The sequence below is a fragment of the Pseudoalteromonas sp. 2CM37A genome (genome assembly GCF_023161885.1).
Lineage (GTDB): Bacteria > Pseudomonadota > Gammaproteobacteria > Enterobacterales > Alteromonadaceae > Pseudoalteromonas > Pseudoalteromonas atlantica.
Map to the genome: position 1 here is coordinate 412,434 of NZ_JALNTJ010000001.1, position 17,438 is coordinate 429,871.

Genomic DNA, 17,438 nt, shown 5'->3' on the forward strand with positions numbered 1-17,438 from the left:
ATAGCAAATTTACCTAAAGTATTGGTTATTAAATTAATGTGACACTTCGGCATTTTATAAATGAATGATATATTTGCAAATATTATAAAATGATTTATCGCTAAACTAAGCGGCTTATCAAAATAAGAGGTTTATGTGGCAAAGCTATCAAATACAGAAATACGTAAGCTCGATGATGCAGCTAGAGCAGGGTGGCTCTATTATGTTGCGGGTAAAACACAAGACGAAATTGCCAAAAAGCTCAATGTATCTCGTCAATCGGCTCAACGTATGGTGGCATTATCTGTAAGCCAAGGGCTTATTAAAGTAAGGCTCGATCATCCTATTGCTAAATGTATGGATTTAGCAGAAAAAATTAAAAGCCGTTTTGGCTTAGACTCTTGTGAAGTAGTGCCTAGCGATGGCTCAGAACCAAACTCTACAGTAGGTTTAGCGCAAGCCGGTGCAGCTGAAATACAACGCCATTTAAAATCAGAAACACCGAAAATTTTAGCTATGGGTACTGGGCGCGTATTACGTGCATGCGTTGATGAACTGCCAACGCTAGATTGTAGCCAACACAAAGTTGTGGCTATGCTTGGTAACATGGCACTTGACGGGTCGGCTTCACCTTATGATGTAGTTGTTAGAATGGCCGAGCATATAAATGCAAAGCATTACCCAATGCCGCTTCCTGTATTACCAAGAAGTGTTGAAGAGAAACAGCAATTGCATTCACAACATAATATTACCAGTAACTTAAAATTGGCCACCCAAGCCGACGTAACATTTGTGGGTGTAGGTAGCCTAGGCGAAAAATCGCCATTGCATATTGATGGCTTTGTTGATGAGCAAGAGCTAAAAGAGCTACAAAATTTAGGGGCTGTGGGCGAAATGATCAGCTGGGTTTACGACAAACGCGGCCAATTAATTGACTGCACTGTAAACCAACGTGTTGCCAGTACGCCATTAAAAATTGAAGGTAATAAACAAATTTACGCTATAGCCGCCGGTGAAGATAAAGTACTTGCGATACTTGGTGCAGTTAGATCGAATATGATCAGCGGTTTAATTACTAACGAATACACAGCAGAACGTATTTTAAGTATGGATTAACCAAGGTTGTTTTAGGTAGTTTTTTAAAATCTACGGATAATAACTGACTGAATGAGCCTTTATTTTTCAAAAAGGAAAACTAACAGGCTCATTTAAAATACCAATAAAGGATTGATAAATTTAGGCTTTTTGTAAAACGTTTTAAATAGCGCTGTAATAAAAGAGCGCCGCAATGAAAGAACGTTGATGAAAACCGCAAAACAAAAACTGGTGTAGTTAAAATTTTAAAGTAGCCAATGCTTAAAGTTCTTTGTAAGTAATATAGTTAGTAAAGTTTTGAGTGTAATGAATAATAAAAGCGTAATGACCTGGAATAAACTAAAAGTACATAGCAAAGTAAGGCTTGATAAAGCTTGGTAAAAACAACCTTAATGTCCGATACCGTCTAGTATTGGACATAATAGGAGTGTAATACACACTCCTTATTATAATACATATAACTACCTATAATTTATATTATGTTAAATAAGGTGAATTAATACATAATCAAAGTTAAGTAGCTTCTATTATTTAGGTATAAACCCCTATTTTTGGTGTTTTGAGTAATAGTCGTTTTAAAGTTGGTCTTTCAGTTAACCGTTTAAATTGTTATGCACAGTAACTTTTAACAACAACTTACGGACTAGTTTTTACACTGATATTTTCGCAACTATTTATGTAGCCTTTCAATCTTATAAAACCAAGCAATTACAAATTCCATATAGCAGCCTCTATATTCCCTTTATGAAAATTAATTACCTTTTTAAACAGAATCAAATTTAGTAATCGTTGTTTCTATCATTTTATTTAGAGCTAACTTACTGCTACAAGATTTTTTGCGACTCATATCAGGTTTAATTTAAAGCCTTAGATTTAAGTTCTTCAAAACCTAAGGCCTAACGCAAAAATAATATGACTTAGTTACAACCTAGTTCAGACCTTAAACCATATATTGATGATTCAATTGTTTGTGCACTGTTATACGATAAGTTTGGCATTACATTTATACCTGAGCGCGATTCAACTTCATCAATACTTACTTCGGTATTACAAAAGTTATCACTGCGACTTGCTGTTTGCTCCATAATAAATGCCGATGCTTTAATTGTGCTACCAGTTTGCTGCATAACAATTTTAAAATAGCCACTTGGAATGGTATGCGCTTCGTTAGCTTGTGGTAACTCTGCAAAATAATATTCGTATAATGGACCTGTTACTACATATAAATCATTTCCATTTCCTACGTGATTTCGCACTGCAGATTCAAGCCTAACCCATGGGCCTTGATTTAATGCGGATGATTGCGGCGTAATATTAGAAAGTAAGTTTGTTAGTTTCCAATCATCCGTATTGCTAAAAGATGCTAATGGAACTTGATGGCCTCTATCGGTATTTATTGTTGCGTATGCATCGGTGTAATCACTAGGCTCTAACGTGTAATGTGAGTATAAATCCGGATCGGCTTTCCAACTTCTGCTTCTCGATGGTCCACTCATAGTGCTAGTCGTAACATGGTAAGCCACCCAATCTGCAAACTTTGTGTAACGATTATTTTTTAAAGTATAAATACTTCGCTCAATTGTATTACCATTATCTAAACCTGTTGGGCAACCTTGTAAACAATTGTCTGCACTTGCACTGTGCGCAAAACATAAACCTGTAAGTACTATTGATGCCTTTATTATTGTCTTCATTGTTTTATCCTCAATTAAATGAGGGTAAAAATTAGCAGTACATTATTACAGCAATATGTATCTAACTAATTGTTTATAAATACAATAATATCGTCTTAGGCTTTTGGTATTACTAATAAAAGTCGCGAGTATACAGTTACCCTCGCCTTATATTTAACGTAGTAACGTCACTTGTAGACCTAGCGAATAAAGGGGTTTTTATATACCTGCATGTATTATGTTAAATTGAGCTCTTTGTGTTTTTCTATACGTAATCACCCTGATATGAAGCGTTTACGCATACTTTTAATGTATGAATATTGAGCTATTAATAGCGATTTATACTTAAATGGTTTAATACTAAAAAATAGATGAAAACAAAAAGCCGTTTGAGTAACTAATTATATAAAAATTAATACAGCTGTGGCTAACTAGGCCTTTAAAACTAAGGTGTTTTAAAACTTTTTATCAGCCAAAAATTCACCCATTAACGAAGTTACTCGTTCTGGTTTTTCATCTATAACCCAGTGCCCTGCTTTTTCTATCCAAGTTAGTGTTGCATTTGGTAAGGTTTGAGCTAACTGAGGTGCATATTTAGGTTTTTGAAAGTTATCTTCATCACCCCATAAAATGAGGGTTTCATGCTTTAAGCTTTTAAGCTCACCGGCAATTGCTTGTGTGTACTCTTTATTAAGTCGGCGCATATTATTGAATAACGCTGCTTTACCTTGCTCATTACTCCATTGCTTTAAATACTGTTTTTTCAGCTCATCGGTCATTATGCTTTTATCGTATACACCTTTTGGCATAAAATCATTTAGCGTATCAACAAACTCATCAACCGATGTTTCTTGTTCTACACCAGACTCAAGCAAAGGTTCAAACTCTGGTATTGGCCAAGAATCAAAACAAACACTATCAATTAATATTAAGCTGTTTACTTTTTCTGGGTGATTTACCGCCATGAGTTGTGCTATTCCGCCACCTATATCATGAGAGGCAATGTTTGCTTTAGCAATACCTAGCTCATCCATAAATTGACTGATTATTTTACACTGAGCATTAATTGATACATCGGTATTTGTTGGCATATCCGATTCGCCGTAATTGAGTAAATCTGGTGCAATAACACGATGCTGCTCACTCAGTGTTGGCATAACATTTCGCCATAGCGATTTGTTAGTCGGAATACCATGTAATAATAGTAGCGGTGTGCCCTCGCCCATTTCTTGATACGCAATTTTGTGGCCTTCAACGGTAATGGTTTGTGTTGTACTCATACTTAATATCCTCATCAATATTTTAAATTTAGTCTAAACCTGTGTATGTATAGTGATGAGCAATTATCATCCCAGCTTGTTTTTTAAATAATTTTTTTGAGGTTTAAATAATTACAAAAACCTGAGAGCGCTTTAAAACGCGGTCTGTGGCTATTAATAGTAAGTAGGATTTATTTTGAGTTAAGCGAAAAGAGTAAAAAATAAAGAGTTATAAAATAACCTTCATTTTTAAAATTATGAAATAAAGTAGCAGCTACATGAAATAATTACTGCCAGTTTGGGCCTATTAAAAATAATAGGCCCTGTGTATTTTACAGTTTTATATTGTTCAATTTGGCCTAGCTTAGCAAATGCTTAATTTTATTAATTAATACTTGCTGCTTTACTGGCTTTTCAAGCATGTCGTCAAACCCAAGTTCAACATACTTAGCATTACTATTTGTGTCAGAATCTGAAGTGTGGGCAATAATTTTGGTCTGCTTGTCTGCGTTATGTTTTTTTATTTTAAGCATCGCGTCTGTGCCCGAGAGTTCTGGCATAACAATATCCATTAAAATAATATCGTAATTATTTTGCGACACCATCAACATAGCTTCTATTGCATTGCTTGCATAATCTATTGCTACGTTTTCATCTTTCAGCATGGCTTTAATAACCATTTCTACGAGCGGCTCATCATCAACTAACAATAACGATTTGGTGTTGTTAAATTCTGTATGCGTTGTAGTTTCAGTGATGGAGTCTTGCTTGTTTGCACTTACGGGTAACAATTCTACGGTGTTAACTAATAACGATAAATTAATAGATGTTGTTTTACCGCGCTCGTGCACAGTAATATTTTTACCGCCGAGCATTTTAAAAATTGAGATAAAAAACCGCAGCTCTAATGTAGCATCAAAATTAATATCGCTTTCAAAAGAGCGTTGTTTGCATACCATTTGTAACTGACTATAAAAACTGCCCTGATTTGCTAAGTTATTTATAGAAAAGTCCAGCGACAAATAATGTTTTCCTTGCTCGTTAATCAGCTCAGAATTTAACGACAATTTACCTTGATGTGTGCTTTCTATAAGCTCACTAGCAAGCTGAATAATTAATTGCATAATCAGTTTTTCATCACTGCTTATGCCTTTATCTATAGGCACATTGTTATTAATAATTATATTTTTATCATCAGAGTCTTTATTAAGAATATCGGCCGTATTTTTAAGTAAGTCAGATAAATTAATAGCGCTCATTTTAAGCTTTAATTTACCGGTATCAGTTTTATTTATATTAACTAACTGCTGAACAACACAACTTAACTGTGTGCATGCATTTTCTAACTCATTGCTAAAATTGGCTTTACTGTTTTTATAATTAACCTCTACTATAGATTGCAGTGAACTAAGTGGCGCTTTTAATTGCATTGCTAAGCGTGCTACAAATTTATCTTTTAGCTGGTTAGCTTGCTTAGATTTTTCTACTACTTGGGCAAGTAATAACTCTTTTTGATGCGCTTGTGTTTCATCTCTAAAGTAACAAACAAAGCCACCAAAGTCGGTATGCCTTTGCACAACGGTGATCCAGCGGCCATCACTAAATCCTATATCTATTAATTGGCTATGTTCATTAGCTAATTTATTATGTTCTTGATAATGGGTAATAATATTATTTTGTTGAGAAATACTCATTATTTGGCTGTAACTTAATTGCTTATTGTTTTGAATAACATGAGAAAACAATTCGTTAAATGCCTGATTAGTTATTACCGGAAATTCGTTACTATTAAAAATGGCAAAGCCATGCGGCAGCGCATCAAGCGAGCTTGAAAACAGCGATTCTCTATTAAGTATAAGGGTATTTTTTTGTTTAATTTCGTCATGTAAGCGCCTTGGTAAACGTAAAAAATAATAAACAAATGCAAATATAGCTAAGCTAATTAATGCCAGTTTAAATAAGTCGAACCTAGATACATTAGCAGGCGTTATCGGTTTGATGGGTTGCACATGCAAGCGCCACGTAGCAGGAAAACGACTACTTGCTGCGCTTATGCTGTTAGGGATAGTTTTAACATTTAGCTCCCCCGTACTTCCTAATATAAACTGAGGGGTTGATATAAATAAATTATAATTTTGCGTATTTAGCTTACCTATTATGGCATTTAAAAACTTACTTAAATCAAAGGCTGTGAGTGTATAAATAGCGCTATTACCCATGTTTATTTCTGAAATTAAAAACGCTGTATCGGCTACAGTAAATACCTCTACTGATTGTTTATTTGCTCGCATTGAAAATGCGTTTAGCCAATTAGTAAAGCCGTAAGCTGCTAAATCAAAGTTGTTTTTAGACCATATGGCAAGTTGTTTATAGTCATTATCAAAAACAACAAAACCTTTATACGTTAAACTGCTTGATACCTGCGTTTTTACTAAATCACTTAATTGTTGCTGAGTATAACTTTGTTGGCTTTTTAAAAAGCCTGCGACAATTTTATCTTTTTGAGTAATATAAAGTACTTGGTTGTCAAAACGCTCTAATGCATCAAACAGCGTTTGCCTTAACTGCTGAGTTTGTATGGCATAGGCACTTTTTTTGTCTTTTTTATCTAACGTATATAAAAGCAAAGCCGAGAACGAGCAAATAACCAGCGCAATTAAAAAGGCCACCGGCGCTAAGCTAAATAAGTGAACAAATCTATTCAGTGATTTTGTCTCACTCGGTTTAATTGTCTTAGTTGGGGTAAAATGCTTATTGAGCTGGGTTTGCAGTAATTGCGCAAAAGATACAAATTGCTCTTTTTGAGAGCCAATAAGTGTTTTAGGTGAAATATCGGCAATGATCAGTACCCCAATTAAGCTGTTATCTAAATTATAAATGGGATATTGAGAGTAAAAGCGTACCTGTTGGCAGCGCCCTTTTGTTAGTGGGTCAAATAAGGTGTCTTCAATTATGTAGAGTTTTTCTTGTGTGCACGTTTGTGCCAAGCTATTTAATTCACTGTCGGCTTTGTATGGGTCATCGCAGCTAATAATTTGTTGCGTATACAAGGCATTATAATCAACGAATTTCACAATAGAAACATCGTAAAACTGCTTCATTAGGGTCAGCGTTTCGGTTATTTCTTGTTTTATTTCATCTATTTGTGTGTTGTTAAATTCATTTATATTATTTGCATATGAGCTGTTCATGGGCGCACTCCTTCACCTTTCGGCGGTGTAGAAATCCAACGCGTGCTGTTAGCACTTGTATGTGATGGAAGTTTTACTCTAAATGGCGGAAGTAAGTTATTTAAAGCGGGTTCGCCTTGTGCATTTAACACCGGCTCTGCCGAGGTTAAATTGAGCGAAGCCTCGCAGTAAGTTACGCCAGGCTCTATGCCAATAAGGGCCAGCGTTTGAATAATTATGTCGTTATTTATTAAATCGATACCTAGCAGCTCAAAAGTTGTTTCTAAAATAGTAAATACCAGTGTTTCTACTATATTTTCATCTTCTTCTAGTTGCGTACCTTGTGGGCAGCAAATACTGCCTAGCTCTACATCTACACTGCTTGCTACACCTATGAGCGAAAGTGCATCTAGCGCGGTTCCTAATAACACTTCAACTTGTGGCAAATATAAATCAAGAATATCGCCTTGCGGCTCATACCCTGCTTGGCAACTATTGCACGACTGCGATAATTGCTGACTGTCTATGCCTAATAACGGATTACCAAGTGCAGTTACACCAACCAAACAACTACTATCGGCTTGCTGTTTAGCAATTGAAAAGCTTTCGCACGGGTTACCAGTAACTACCTTTTGAGACATATAGCGCGATATAATCTCGTCACCGGTTGCGGGGCACGCTAATGCTGTACTTTTTAGTAATTGCCCCATTACGGAGTTACTTAATTGGCCAATGGCATAATTAGGGCCTTGCTGTAGCGCATTGATATAACTTACATTGCCACTATTCGCGGTGTTACTAACTCCTAAACTATCTGAAAACTCATCACTTAAACTTTTTATACACGGGTTGCCTTGGCAATTAGGCGCATCGTAATAAATGGCTTCTCGTGAGGTGAACCTGTCATCGCGTATCCCAATTAAAGCGCGATATGTTGCATTTGCTTGGCGGTCTGTGTAAAAAATTAAAGGCGCTTGGTGCTCATCAAACCCAATGGCGATTCCCAAAGGGGTGTTATTAGCATCAACCACTGTTATTTGGTTATCTACTTTTGTGTAATAGCGCTTAATAAGTGCATCGCGCACTAAAATAACACCCCCAATTGAGCCAATAATTAAAATGGTAATAATTAAAATCAGCTCAATAGTGAGTATGTAGCCCTGTTGGTATTGTTTATTCATAGAGCGCTCCTATAGCACTTCAACCAGCATTTTTAGTACATTCATTACCTGCAGCGCCGCAGGAAAAAACACCAGTACTAAAAACATAGGAAAACAAATTAAGATAATGGGAAAGGTGGTATGCAGTGCTTTTTTATTTACTTTTTTAGCTAATAAAATATTTTTTTTAAGCGCAAAGCTTTCTAATTGTGACTCAACCGCCTGTATTAACGGGGTGCCAAGCTTAGAGCCAATAAGCATTAAATTAGCTAATTTTTTTAAACCCGAGACCGCTGTTCTGTCATATAACGAATTAAAGGCAGTTTCGCGGTCTTTACCGGCACTGAGCTCAAACAAAAATAGTTTAAGCTCTTTATATAAAGGGTGTTTTTTACTTAAACCGTGATCAACCGCTAAAGCAAATGCGCGCTCTAGCGAAAAGCCAGCGCGCATATACACTAACAGCACACTTAAAAAAAACTCTAAGCTATTGTTTATTTGTACTTTACGCTGGCCTTTTTTAAATAAAAACCACATATCAGGCGCAAAAAAGCTAATAAAACAGATAATGGCTACAAGCGGTGTACTTAATACATAACCAGTGATCTCTATGGCAGTATAAGCACAAAATGTGGCGGCCATTTTAAGGCAGTACATGCTCAATAAAATTTTATTTAACTGATACCCAGCTTGTCTAAATTGGCTTTTTGAAATAACAATTAATGGATACCAATTTATATTGGTTTTGATAGGTTGCTGAACCTCAGCCTTTAATGACTGCTTTTGAATATGGATAAATGCCCCCATACTCACCAATAAGCCAACAAATAAAAATAGGTCTATCATAGCGTTACCCTCAAGCTTAGGCGAAGCCATAAAAAGCCAAATAACTGGCAAAGCACAGCAACGGTAATAAAGGCCATGCCATTGGGGTTATTTAACAGCGGATCGAACCAGGTTGGATCGGTGTAATTAAATAAAGGCACTAAAGCGTAGGGTAAAACGCCACTAAACAGCGCTGCGTATTTAGTACCAGAAAGCTTAGCTTTGAGCTGCTGGCGATCTAGCGTTCTTAACGACATCATTTTGCATACACTTTTAAGCATGTCAGTTAAATCGCACTGGCTTTGTGTATGAGTAATTATGCTATGTGCAAATAACCGCACGGTTTCGCAGTTGTAGCGTTTAATTAAAGGGGCAAACGAGCTTTGTATATCACTGCCCATATTTAAGCGCTGCAGTAATAAATGACTTTGCGGTTTAATGCATTTATCGGCGTGTTCGTCGGCAAATTGCATAGCCTGAACAAGTGAAAGCCCAGTACTTAAACACGATTGTACGGTTTCTATGTACTCTAAAAATAAGTGCTCAAACCTGGCTAATTTATAGTGCGCTAAATCAATAATCACTATAAAGCAGGTTATAAATACAACCAAAGAAACGATTAATGCACTCGTAGTTGCTTGAGGATAAAAGTACTGTGCAACATACCAAGTACTGGTGGCAAGCGAGCAAGCAACGCTTATAAATAAAGCATTACTGATGTTAATCCCAAGTACCCGCAGTGACACTGTGATAATGTCTTTTTCTTCAAGTACATCGACCTCGTGCTTAGTACTTGCAGCGTGTGTTTTTACTTTAAGTGTTATAAAAACACTCAGTGCTAAGGTAAATGACATAACACTTGCTATGGCCAGTAAGTAATCAAGTTTATTCATAATTACGCTCCCTGGCCGGTTGCAGTAATGCACTTATTTCGTTTGCGTTGGCACCTTGGCTTTGCATAAAGCTCACCACGCTTGAGGTACTAATTGCCTTATCATTTACTTGCTCGGTATCACTTACGCTATACAGCGCAGAGTATTGCGCACATCCGTCTACTCGCTTTATTTCGCCAATACTTTTTAGGGTTCTTACACCGTTTGTATTTCGAGAAACATGCACAATTAACTGAATGCTTGATGCGATTAATGCGCTGGTGTGGGTATCGCTTAGCTGCGCGTTATGTAATTGCACTAGCGTTGATAATCGGGTTACCGCATCGCTTGCACTATTAGCATGTACGGTGGTCATTGAGCCTTGGTGGCCGCAGTTCATGGCTTGCAGCATGTCTATTACTTCACCTGCGCGTACTTCGCCTACAAGTATTCTATCGGCGCGCATTCTTAGTGCCGCTTTTACTAAATCACGCAGGGTAACGGCGCCTTTGCCATCGCTGTTGGTGTCGTGCGCCTCTAATTGCACCACATGATTATGGTGCAAATTTAGCTCTGCACTTTCTTCTATAGTTACTACCCGCTCGTTGGTATTTATTGAATTAGCCAGTACATTTAACAAAGTAGTTTTGCCTGCGCCGGCATTACCACACACTAAAATATTAACCCCTAAGGCCACCGCGGTTTTTAAAAAAGTGAGGCAGCTTTTGCTTAAAAACTTATTGTCGATTAAAAAATCATCGTTAATTTTTTTGTGGTTAAATTTTCTAATCGAAACAATAGCAGCACTGGTGCATGCCGGTGGCACTACAATATGTACCCTGCTGCCATCTTTTAGTTTGCCATCTACAATGGGATTCAGAGCGTTGACTTGTCGAGCGCAACTATCAAGTAATCTATCAACAAAACGACGCAAGTGACGTTCATCGTCAAACTTACTGGCTGTACATAGCAATTTACCTTGCTTATCTATCCAAATATTTTGCGTATCGTTAATTAAAATATCGCTTACTTGGTCATCCAGCATAAATTGCGCTATTGGTCCTAAACCTTGTATTTCGTCGTAAACGGCTTGTACTACTTGAGCTTGTTGATGGCTGTTAAATGATGATTGTGCAAATTCGTCAATATCACTGCAAAGGGCAGATATTTTTTCAAGCAGCGCATCATTCAGTAAAGCACTTGGGTCTTGCTCGTATTCTTCAATTACTGCATCGTGGAGAATTTTTTTAAGTGATTCAAAGGTATTTAAATTGGTTTCTACAAACTCTGGTTTACTTGATAAATTAAACATAGCGCCTCACTTAGCTACATAAACAGCTTGGTTTTTAACGCCTTTAACCACTTGAATTGTTCGGCTAGTTTGTAATTGGGAGAAATTTTGTAAGCGCCCTTGTTCAATGTCATAAGCGCTGTGCACAATTATCGATACCTTATCTTGGGTATCAATTGCGGCTAACGAATACACATCTTTAGGAAGTACAGCCAACACTAATGACACACCCGCGCTGGTTGCTGGCTCTTTTTTTGCTAGGCTGTCCATGACGCCATTTTTTTGTGCTTTACTGCCAGGACCTTTTGAAATACCAATAAGCTGCACATCGCGCGCAACGGTTCTTACAAGCCGGTTTGTTTTAGCAACAATATCTAAGCGGTCGCCTTTGTGCACCCGCGATAATGGAATATCTAAAGTGGTTAATTTTAATGTATAAAGCACTCTGCCTGCGGGGATCGCCTCTGATAAATTTTGGCTTTTAACCTGCATAAAATCTGTTTCAAATAGTGGTTGTTCACCCATTTTATTAGTGGCTAATTGCTTACCAATAAAGGCGCGGGGATTTTGTATACTTAGCGCCATATTTGCATAGTTACTGGGGTTTACATCTTTTTGGGCAATGTCGTGCACACTCACTACTTGCCCCGCCGACATATTTTTATTTACCACCCAAGCAGTAACTAAGTCTTGTTCATTTACTTGTCTGATGCCAAGCGCTGAGGCCAACATGCCAGAGGTGATAAGTAAGGTGACTGCAGCGGTAGTCGCCCCTTTATTATTTTTACTTTTCATAATTTCCTCCTGACAAATTTCACTGCCACACGGTTGTGGCAGTGTGATTTAGGTAGTTATAAATTTAATTACCTTGTGAACCACCTGCTGCTGTACGTGTTGCAGCATCGCCACTTGGGGTTGCATTAATAAGTGCAGCACTTTCACTAAAGTCAGAGGCAACAAAAGTAAACGAGCTACCATCGCCTGCGTAAACATCTACTGCATCAACAAAGCCAGAGCCTGAAATTTCTGCAGTGCCTTCGGCGTTGATCATGCCATCAAATACATAGCTTTGATCTAACGAGCCAATTGCTTCTGCTACATCTTCAAGCTCGCTGGTTACAGAGTCTCGTAAGGTTGATAAACCAATTACCAGCGCTGCCACCATAGAAGTTGAAAGAATAATTAGCTCAGAAGTAAGTACAAAGCCTTGTTGTTTTTTACCGTTTAAGTTGCTTTTCATAGTTTTCATAATGATCACCTTAAATGTGTTAGAGCTTATGCCCACTTTATATATAGCGAGGACCGTGCCATTTATTAAGTACATAAAAATCAGTTAGTTACTTTTGTTTTTTAAAATATGCTTTGCTTATCCTTGTTATGATTCGCATTTTGCAAATCATTATTAAAGTGCGTTACAACGCAAGCAGAGATTAATTAAAAGGCAAGGTGTTAACTCATTTATGGCAAGCTTTTAAAAGTAAGAGAGACGAGCAATTAGTTGGGATTATTCACAAAGCGAGATAGGTTTAAACAACGACGAGTAAGGGTATTTTAATTGTTTAGGTAGGTACGTTGCTTATACTTTTTATGAGCGGGTTTAACTAAGGAGTGCGTAGTTTAATAAAATAAAAAGGCCTTGCGGCCTTAACTTTTACAATTACCAAGTACCGAAAGTTTCGCGTAGCGCGCTGTGGCTTGGCTGTGCTGCGCATCAAAACCTATTGCCTCATTATAATAATGACACGCCAATGCGTTATCAGGTGTCGCCTCAGCTATTAGCCCTTTGTGATAGTAATAATGGCTTTTATGCGTGCCAAATTTATAGGCAAGCTCTAAATAGTTAGCTGCAATAACATAATGCCCTTGCGCATAATAAATAGACGCCATTTGTAAATACGGTGAAGCCTCAGTACCAAATTCATCAATAGCGTATTGGGCAATTTGTTTAGCTTTGGCTAAATTGCCTTGCTCAATAGCCAGGTTAATACCTAAAGATAGCGCGTTTAAAGGCGGATTAGGTAAATTAAGAAGCTTGTTTATTACCGATTGCGCCTGATTAGCTCGTCCGCTTTTATACAGCGCATAAGCTGATACAGATAAAATAACCTTATTGTTTGGGTGCTCAAGCATTAACTGATTAAGCTCATGCACTAAGGCTAAACAATTAACCGCGCTTACCCCTTCACAAGTTAAAGCACTGGTATTTAGTGCATACTTAGTAACAATTTCACTTAACGCAGTATGTGGGTTTACACTGGGCGCATAATCTATATGTGCGCAGCCCGATACACTCAGTAAAATAACGATATATATTATTTTCATAACCCTTGCTCCTGTATAAAACTGGCCATTTGGCTATCTAAATCAACTGTTTGCCACACACGTAAATTATTAACCGGCTCGCGGACTAAATTAGGGGTAACCACAATAATCAACTCGCGGTTGTTTTCGCTTTTACTGGTTGTTTCGCTTAATTTACCAAACAGGCTCTCGCCGTTTGCATCGGGTACAAAGTCGTGACTGGCGTTGTTATCTGTACTAATTAAGCCACCAATAATTAAAGGTTGCCCATCTTGTAAACGGGTAGATGTTTGCATGCTGCGCGTATTAAATGCACTGCTGTTTAAACTGCTGCCGGTGCTTTGTGCTATTTCTGCTGTGAGTGTGGTGTCTGGCAATGAAATAACAGGATTTAAATCAAGGGTTATGCGGTCTTTGTCATCCACTAAAGCACGAACATTGAGCTCAACGCCGAACGATTTAAACTCAGTTCCACTAAACACTGAACCGCTGTTACCTTGTTGCCCGCTGGTAACGCCAGATGGGCTATAGCTTGTAGGTACTGGCACTTCGCCGCCTACTTTAAATACCGCGCTTTCGCCTGCAAGTACGGTAAGTGTAGGTCGCGAAAGCGTTCTTGAAATTCCCTCTTGCTCTAGCAAAGAAAACAACATATCAATGGCAAATTGCGAGGTTGATAACTGCAAGTTATTTGTTAATTGTCCGCCAATTAATTGCAGTGCGTTTTCTATTGATGCTGAGCCAGACTCACGGGCATTCATACCTTCTAGGCCAAATAAACCTTGCTCGTTGTTATACCCATTCGTAAGCACACTAATATCTGGACGCCATTGCTTTAAGCGGCGCTGATTAACTTCATAAAGCTGCACCGACACCCTCACTTGAGGTAAGTCTTCTACTTCAATGCTTGAGAGCACTTTACCTTTAGCCACCGCAAGCAAAGTTGCCCGCGCTACGTTTGAATTAACATTGCTTAAAGTCAGGCCAGAATCGCCATTTAATAACCCGCCAGACTCATTTGCGAGTACTTCAATAGCGCTTGTTTCGTTTTGCGTTGCACTACTGATAAGCCCGTTTGGATCTAGTGCCGATGTGGGTGCTTGGCTTGCTTGCTCTGGTTCAAATAATTTATTGATGGTATTTAACAAACGCACCAGTTCAATTTGATTTTTAACTGTGCCGCTGAGCATAAACACATCGTTATCATCGTTTGATAACTCATCAACCGAAATACGTTTTACAGTTACTTTGTCAGCCCCCATCGATTTTAACACCTGCGCTATGCGCGCCTCCTTAGGCTTTGGCGCTTGCGTAACTTTAATAAGGTTAATAATCGCTACTTTACTTGAGCTTTGTGCTAAGCCATTGTTTAAATTACCCATGCCCTGTAAACGCTGCGCTAAAGAATTAAACATTCCTTGGTTAGGCGCAGAGGTTATAACAGGTTGCGCCGATTGCGAGCTACTTGCATATAAATAGTTTTTTGCCGCTTCGTGGGCTGCATGGCGATAATTAAGCGTAGGTACTTCGCCGCGTAGAACTACCGCGTGTCTATCAGGTGCGATGGTGAGCGCTAAGTTAGGGTGAATATCGTTAAGGGCATTTTCAAGTACGCTGTAGTCTTCGGTCACACCCAGTAAAAATGTTTCTGATGTGTTGTCGTCATACCACACCATCATAGAGGTGCGGCCCAACTTTTTAGCTAAAATTAATAGCTCGCGTCCGTTTACTACGTTTACATCGAGTGTGGTTTCGTGGCCTAGCGCAACACGTGCTATATCGCGGTTAAATACAAAGCGAGTATGGGTCCACTTAACTAAGTGGGATACTTTTTTTACTTTGTCGCCATTAGCGTTTTCTATGTAATTTAAATTGCTTTGCTTGGCGTATACACAGCACGGTAAAAAAAGTATTACAAAAATAATGGCTTTAAACATATGCGCGTCCTCAAGTATGCGTTGAATTAACAGAGCAAGTTTAAGACCAGCAAATATTTAGCTTTAAATTCAATAAATTAAGATGATTGGAGATATGAGCACAGGCGGCTTTAGTATTTTGATTTGCAAAATGCAAATGAAGTTAGGAGAGAAGGCACAAAGCAGTGCTTTGTGCCAAAAGTATTAATGCAGTGCGGCAGTAAAAGGAATGCTTTTACAAATTTCAGCTTCAGCGACTAGTAGCTCTTCTAGACGGACATCAACTTCTTCTTTATCAAAGTATTCGTACGCTAACTCTACAAATAAGTTTTTATGTTTTTCTTCTGATTTAGCAATCGCCACATAAAAGTCTTTTTCTTTACCCTCTGGTAATGCTTGGGCAACCAATGAAAAACGCTCGTGGCCGCGGGCTTCAATAACGCCGCCAACCAGTAATCTATCCATTAAAAATCCATCACGGCCATGTCTAAATAAAGCGCGTATTTGTTTTATGTATGGATCTTTTTTGTCATCACCTAAATTAGTATCGCGTTCAATAAGCAGTTTAAGCACTTGTTTAAAGTGTATTAACTCCTCAAGCGCTAAATCGGTCATGGCTTTTACCAGTTTACGTTTGTCTGGGTAATGAGACAGCATAGAAATAGCCATGCCCGATGCCTTTTTTTCAGCGGCAGCGTGGTCTTGTAAAAACGTATTAAAGTCGGCTAAAACCGCTTCGGTCCATTCAAAGGGGGTGTTGTATTTTAATTCAAACATTTTTTGTACTACTTAAAAAATAATGCGGGGATTTTAGCGTATTTAATAGTAAAAATCTTGCAGCGCAGAGCAAAATTAACGCATATAAGGTAAATGCTTATCTATGCGCCCTTTTGCTGTTGAGTCAATTTTTAACGGGTGTTTAATATCGTTCCATGCGGTCACTTTGCCGCCTATGTTCATTTTTTCAAAGTCGGTGCGCTCGCTTTTAATGCCCAAAAACGCAGTAAGCTCGGCAAAACTTTGTGGCTTTGCTATATCAATTTCTAAGTAGTCGTTACTGCGGTGCTTAAAATACTCACGCGCGTTAGCTAAATGTGTGTTGTAGCACTTTGCTAAATAATCATCCTGGTTAATATTATCAATCGATAAGTCAGTAAAGGTCGTTAAGTAACAACGCTTTATATGAATATTAAAACCACCGTCTGGGCGCGTTAAATTAGTATGCATTCGCAGCAGCAATTGCCTAATTGAGGCAACCCAAGGTGTTTTTTCACGCGCTAAATATATAAATTTAGCGCCGGGGTAATGGCTATCTAATGCTGGGTAGTCATTAAATACAGGGGTATCGGCTATGGCTGTAGCGTTTTCGAAACAATACGAGGTGTACGCGGTGTGCGCCGTGGCAATGCCAAACTCTAAAAAAGCGTGGCATACACTGGTGGTGCCTGTACGCGGAAGCCCTATTATAAATATTTTACTCATAACAGCTATTACTAACTATTGCGTGTTACAAGCAATAAAAAGGCACTAATAACCATCACTAAAAAGGTGGCAATGGTACCAATTTGGCGATATTTAAGATTGTTTTCAACAATGCCTAAATTGTGAAAAACGCGCCCTATTAATAATGCGCCACCTAAAATATTACAATAATGGCTGGCAAGGCCTTGGTATTCGGCTAAAAAAAGCAAAATAATCGCAAAGGGTACGTATTCCATAAAATTAGCATGGGCACGCACAGCACGTTGTAATTTAGGGTTGCCGTTATCGCCAAGCGACACTTGTTCGCTGCGGCGCACTTTGATCACATTAAAACTTAAGTAAATATAATAAAACGCTAAAAGCGCAGCATACGTAGAAACTATCACGGTGTTGTCCTGTTTTATTTTTGGCAATA

The 17,438-nt window shown here is 38.1% G+C and carries 15 protein-coding genes; 1 reads left to right on the forward strand and 14 read right to left on the reverse strand.

The features are described from left to right. The first annotated feature begins 135 nt into the window (after positions 1–135). Entirely contained in the window at positions 136–1,095 is a 960-nt protein-coding gene (locus tag MTF68_RS01800; RefSeq protein ID WP_248461469.1) for a sugar-binding transcriptional regulator, read from the forward strand. Positions 1,096–1,991: 896 nt separating this feature from the next. Here the strand turns inward: MTF68_RS01800 and MTF68_RS01805 are convergent. The 14 genes from MTF68_RS01805 to MTF68_RS01870 all read right to left on the reverse strand — a co-directional run bounded on the left by MTF68_RS01805 (position 1,992) and on the right by MTF68_RS01870 (position 17,409). After that, on the reverse strand, positions 1,992–2,768 hold the full coding sequence (locus MTF68_RS01805; protein WP_248461470.1) for a DNA/RNA non-specific endonuclease: 777 nt from the start codon (positions 2,766–2,768) through the stop codon (positions 1,992–1,994). Positions 2,769–3,202: 434 nt separating this feature from the next. Continuing rightward, on the reverse strand, positions 3,203–4,027 hold the full coding sequence (locus tag MTF68_RS01810) for an alpha/beta hydrolase (protein WP_248461471.1): 825 nt from the start codon (positions 4,025–4,027) through the stop codon (positions 3,203–3,205). Positions 4,028–4,365: 338 nt separating this feature from the next. Further along, positions 4,366–7,197 (reverse strand): response regulator, encoded by a 2,832-nt coding sequence (locus tag MTF68_RS01815; RefSeq protein ID WP_248461472.1) that lies wholly within the window; start codon positions 7,195–7,197, stop codon positions 4,366–4,368. Continuing rightward, positions 7,194–8,357 (reverse strand): hypothetical protein, encoded by a 1,164-nt coding sequence (locus MTF68_RS01820; RefSeq protein ID WP_248461473.1) that lies wholly within the window; start codon positions 8,355–8,357, stop codon positions 7,194–7,196. The genes MTF68_RS01815 and MTF68_RS01820 overlap by 4 nt, the downstream gene beginning before the upstream one ends. Before the next feature lie 9 nt (positions 8,358–8,366). Beyond that, positions 8,367–9,182: a type II secretion system F family protein gene (locus tag MTF68_RS01825; protein WP_248461474.1), complete on the reverse strand. Its 816-nt coding sequence runs from the start codon at positions 9,180–9,182 to the stop codon at positions 8,367–8,369. After that, complete coding sequence (locus tag MTF68_RS01830; protein ID WP_248461475.1) at positions 9,179–10,054, reverse strand: type II secretion system F family protein; 876 nt, start codon at positions 10,052–10,054, stop codon at positions 9,179–9,181. Before MTF68_RS01830 ends, MTF68_RS01825 begins: the two co-directional genes overlap by 4 nt. Beyond that, positions 10,047–11,345 (reverse strand): ATPase, T2SS/T4P/T4SS family, encoded by a 1,299-nt coding sequence (locus MTF68_RS01835; protein WP_248461476.1) that lies wholly within the window; start codon positions 11,343–11,345, stop codon positions 10,047–10,049. Before MTF68_RS01835 ends, MTF68_RS01830 begins: the two co-directional genes overlap by 8 nt. 6 nt (positions 11,346–11,351) lie before the next feature. Then, positions 11,352–12,119, reverse strand: coding sequence for a hypothetical protein (locus MTF68_RS01840; RefSeq protein ID WP_248461478.1), 768 nt, complete (start codon positions 12,117–12,119; stop codon positions 11,352–11,354). 64 nt (positions 12,120–12,183) lie between these two features. Continuing rightward, a complete protein-coding gene (locus tag MTF68_RS01845) occupies positions 12,184–12,573 on the reverse strand; it encodes a hypothetical protein (RefSeq protein WP_248461479.1) in 390 nt (129 codons plus the stop codon). Positions 12,574–12,968: 395 nt separating this feature from the next. After that, positions 12,969–13,646, reverse strand: a complete 678-nt coding sequence (locus MTF68_RS01850; protein ID WP_248461480.1) for a hypothetical protein — start codon at positions 13,644–13,646, stop codon at positions 12,969–12,971. Further along, a complete protein-coding gene (locus tag MTF68_RS01855) occupies positions 13,643–15,562 on the reverse strand; it encodes a pilus assembly protein N-terminal domain-containing protein (RefSeq protein ID WP_248461481.1) in 1,920 nt (639 codons plus the stop codon). Before MTF68_RS01855 ends, MTF68_RS01850 begins: the two co-directional genes overlap by 4 nt. Before the next feature lie 183 nt (positions 15,563–15,745). Beyond that, positions 15,746–16,318: a tRNA-(ms[2]io[6]A)-hydroxylase gene (locus MTF68_RS01860; RefSeq protein ID WP_055014789.1), complete on the reverse strand. Its 573-nt coding sequence runs from the start codon at positions 16,316–16,318 to the stop codon at positions 15,746–15,748. Positions 16,319–16,393: 75 nt separating this feature from the next. Next, positions 16,394–17,023 (reverse strand): sulfotransferase, encoded by a 630-nt coding sequence (locus MTF68_RS01865; RefSeq protein ID WP_064385351.1) that lies wholly within the window; start codon positions 17,021–17,023, stop codon positions 16,394–16,396. Positions 17,024–17,034: 11 nt separating this feature from the next. Further along, positions 17,035–17,409 (reverse strand): MAPEG family protein, encoded by a 375-nt coding sequence (locus MTF68_RS01870; RefSeq protein WP_054982679.1) that lies wholly within the window; start codon positions 17,407–17,409, stop codon positions 17,035–17,037. Positions 17,410–17,438 lie beyond the last annotated feature (29 nt).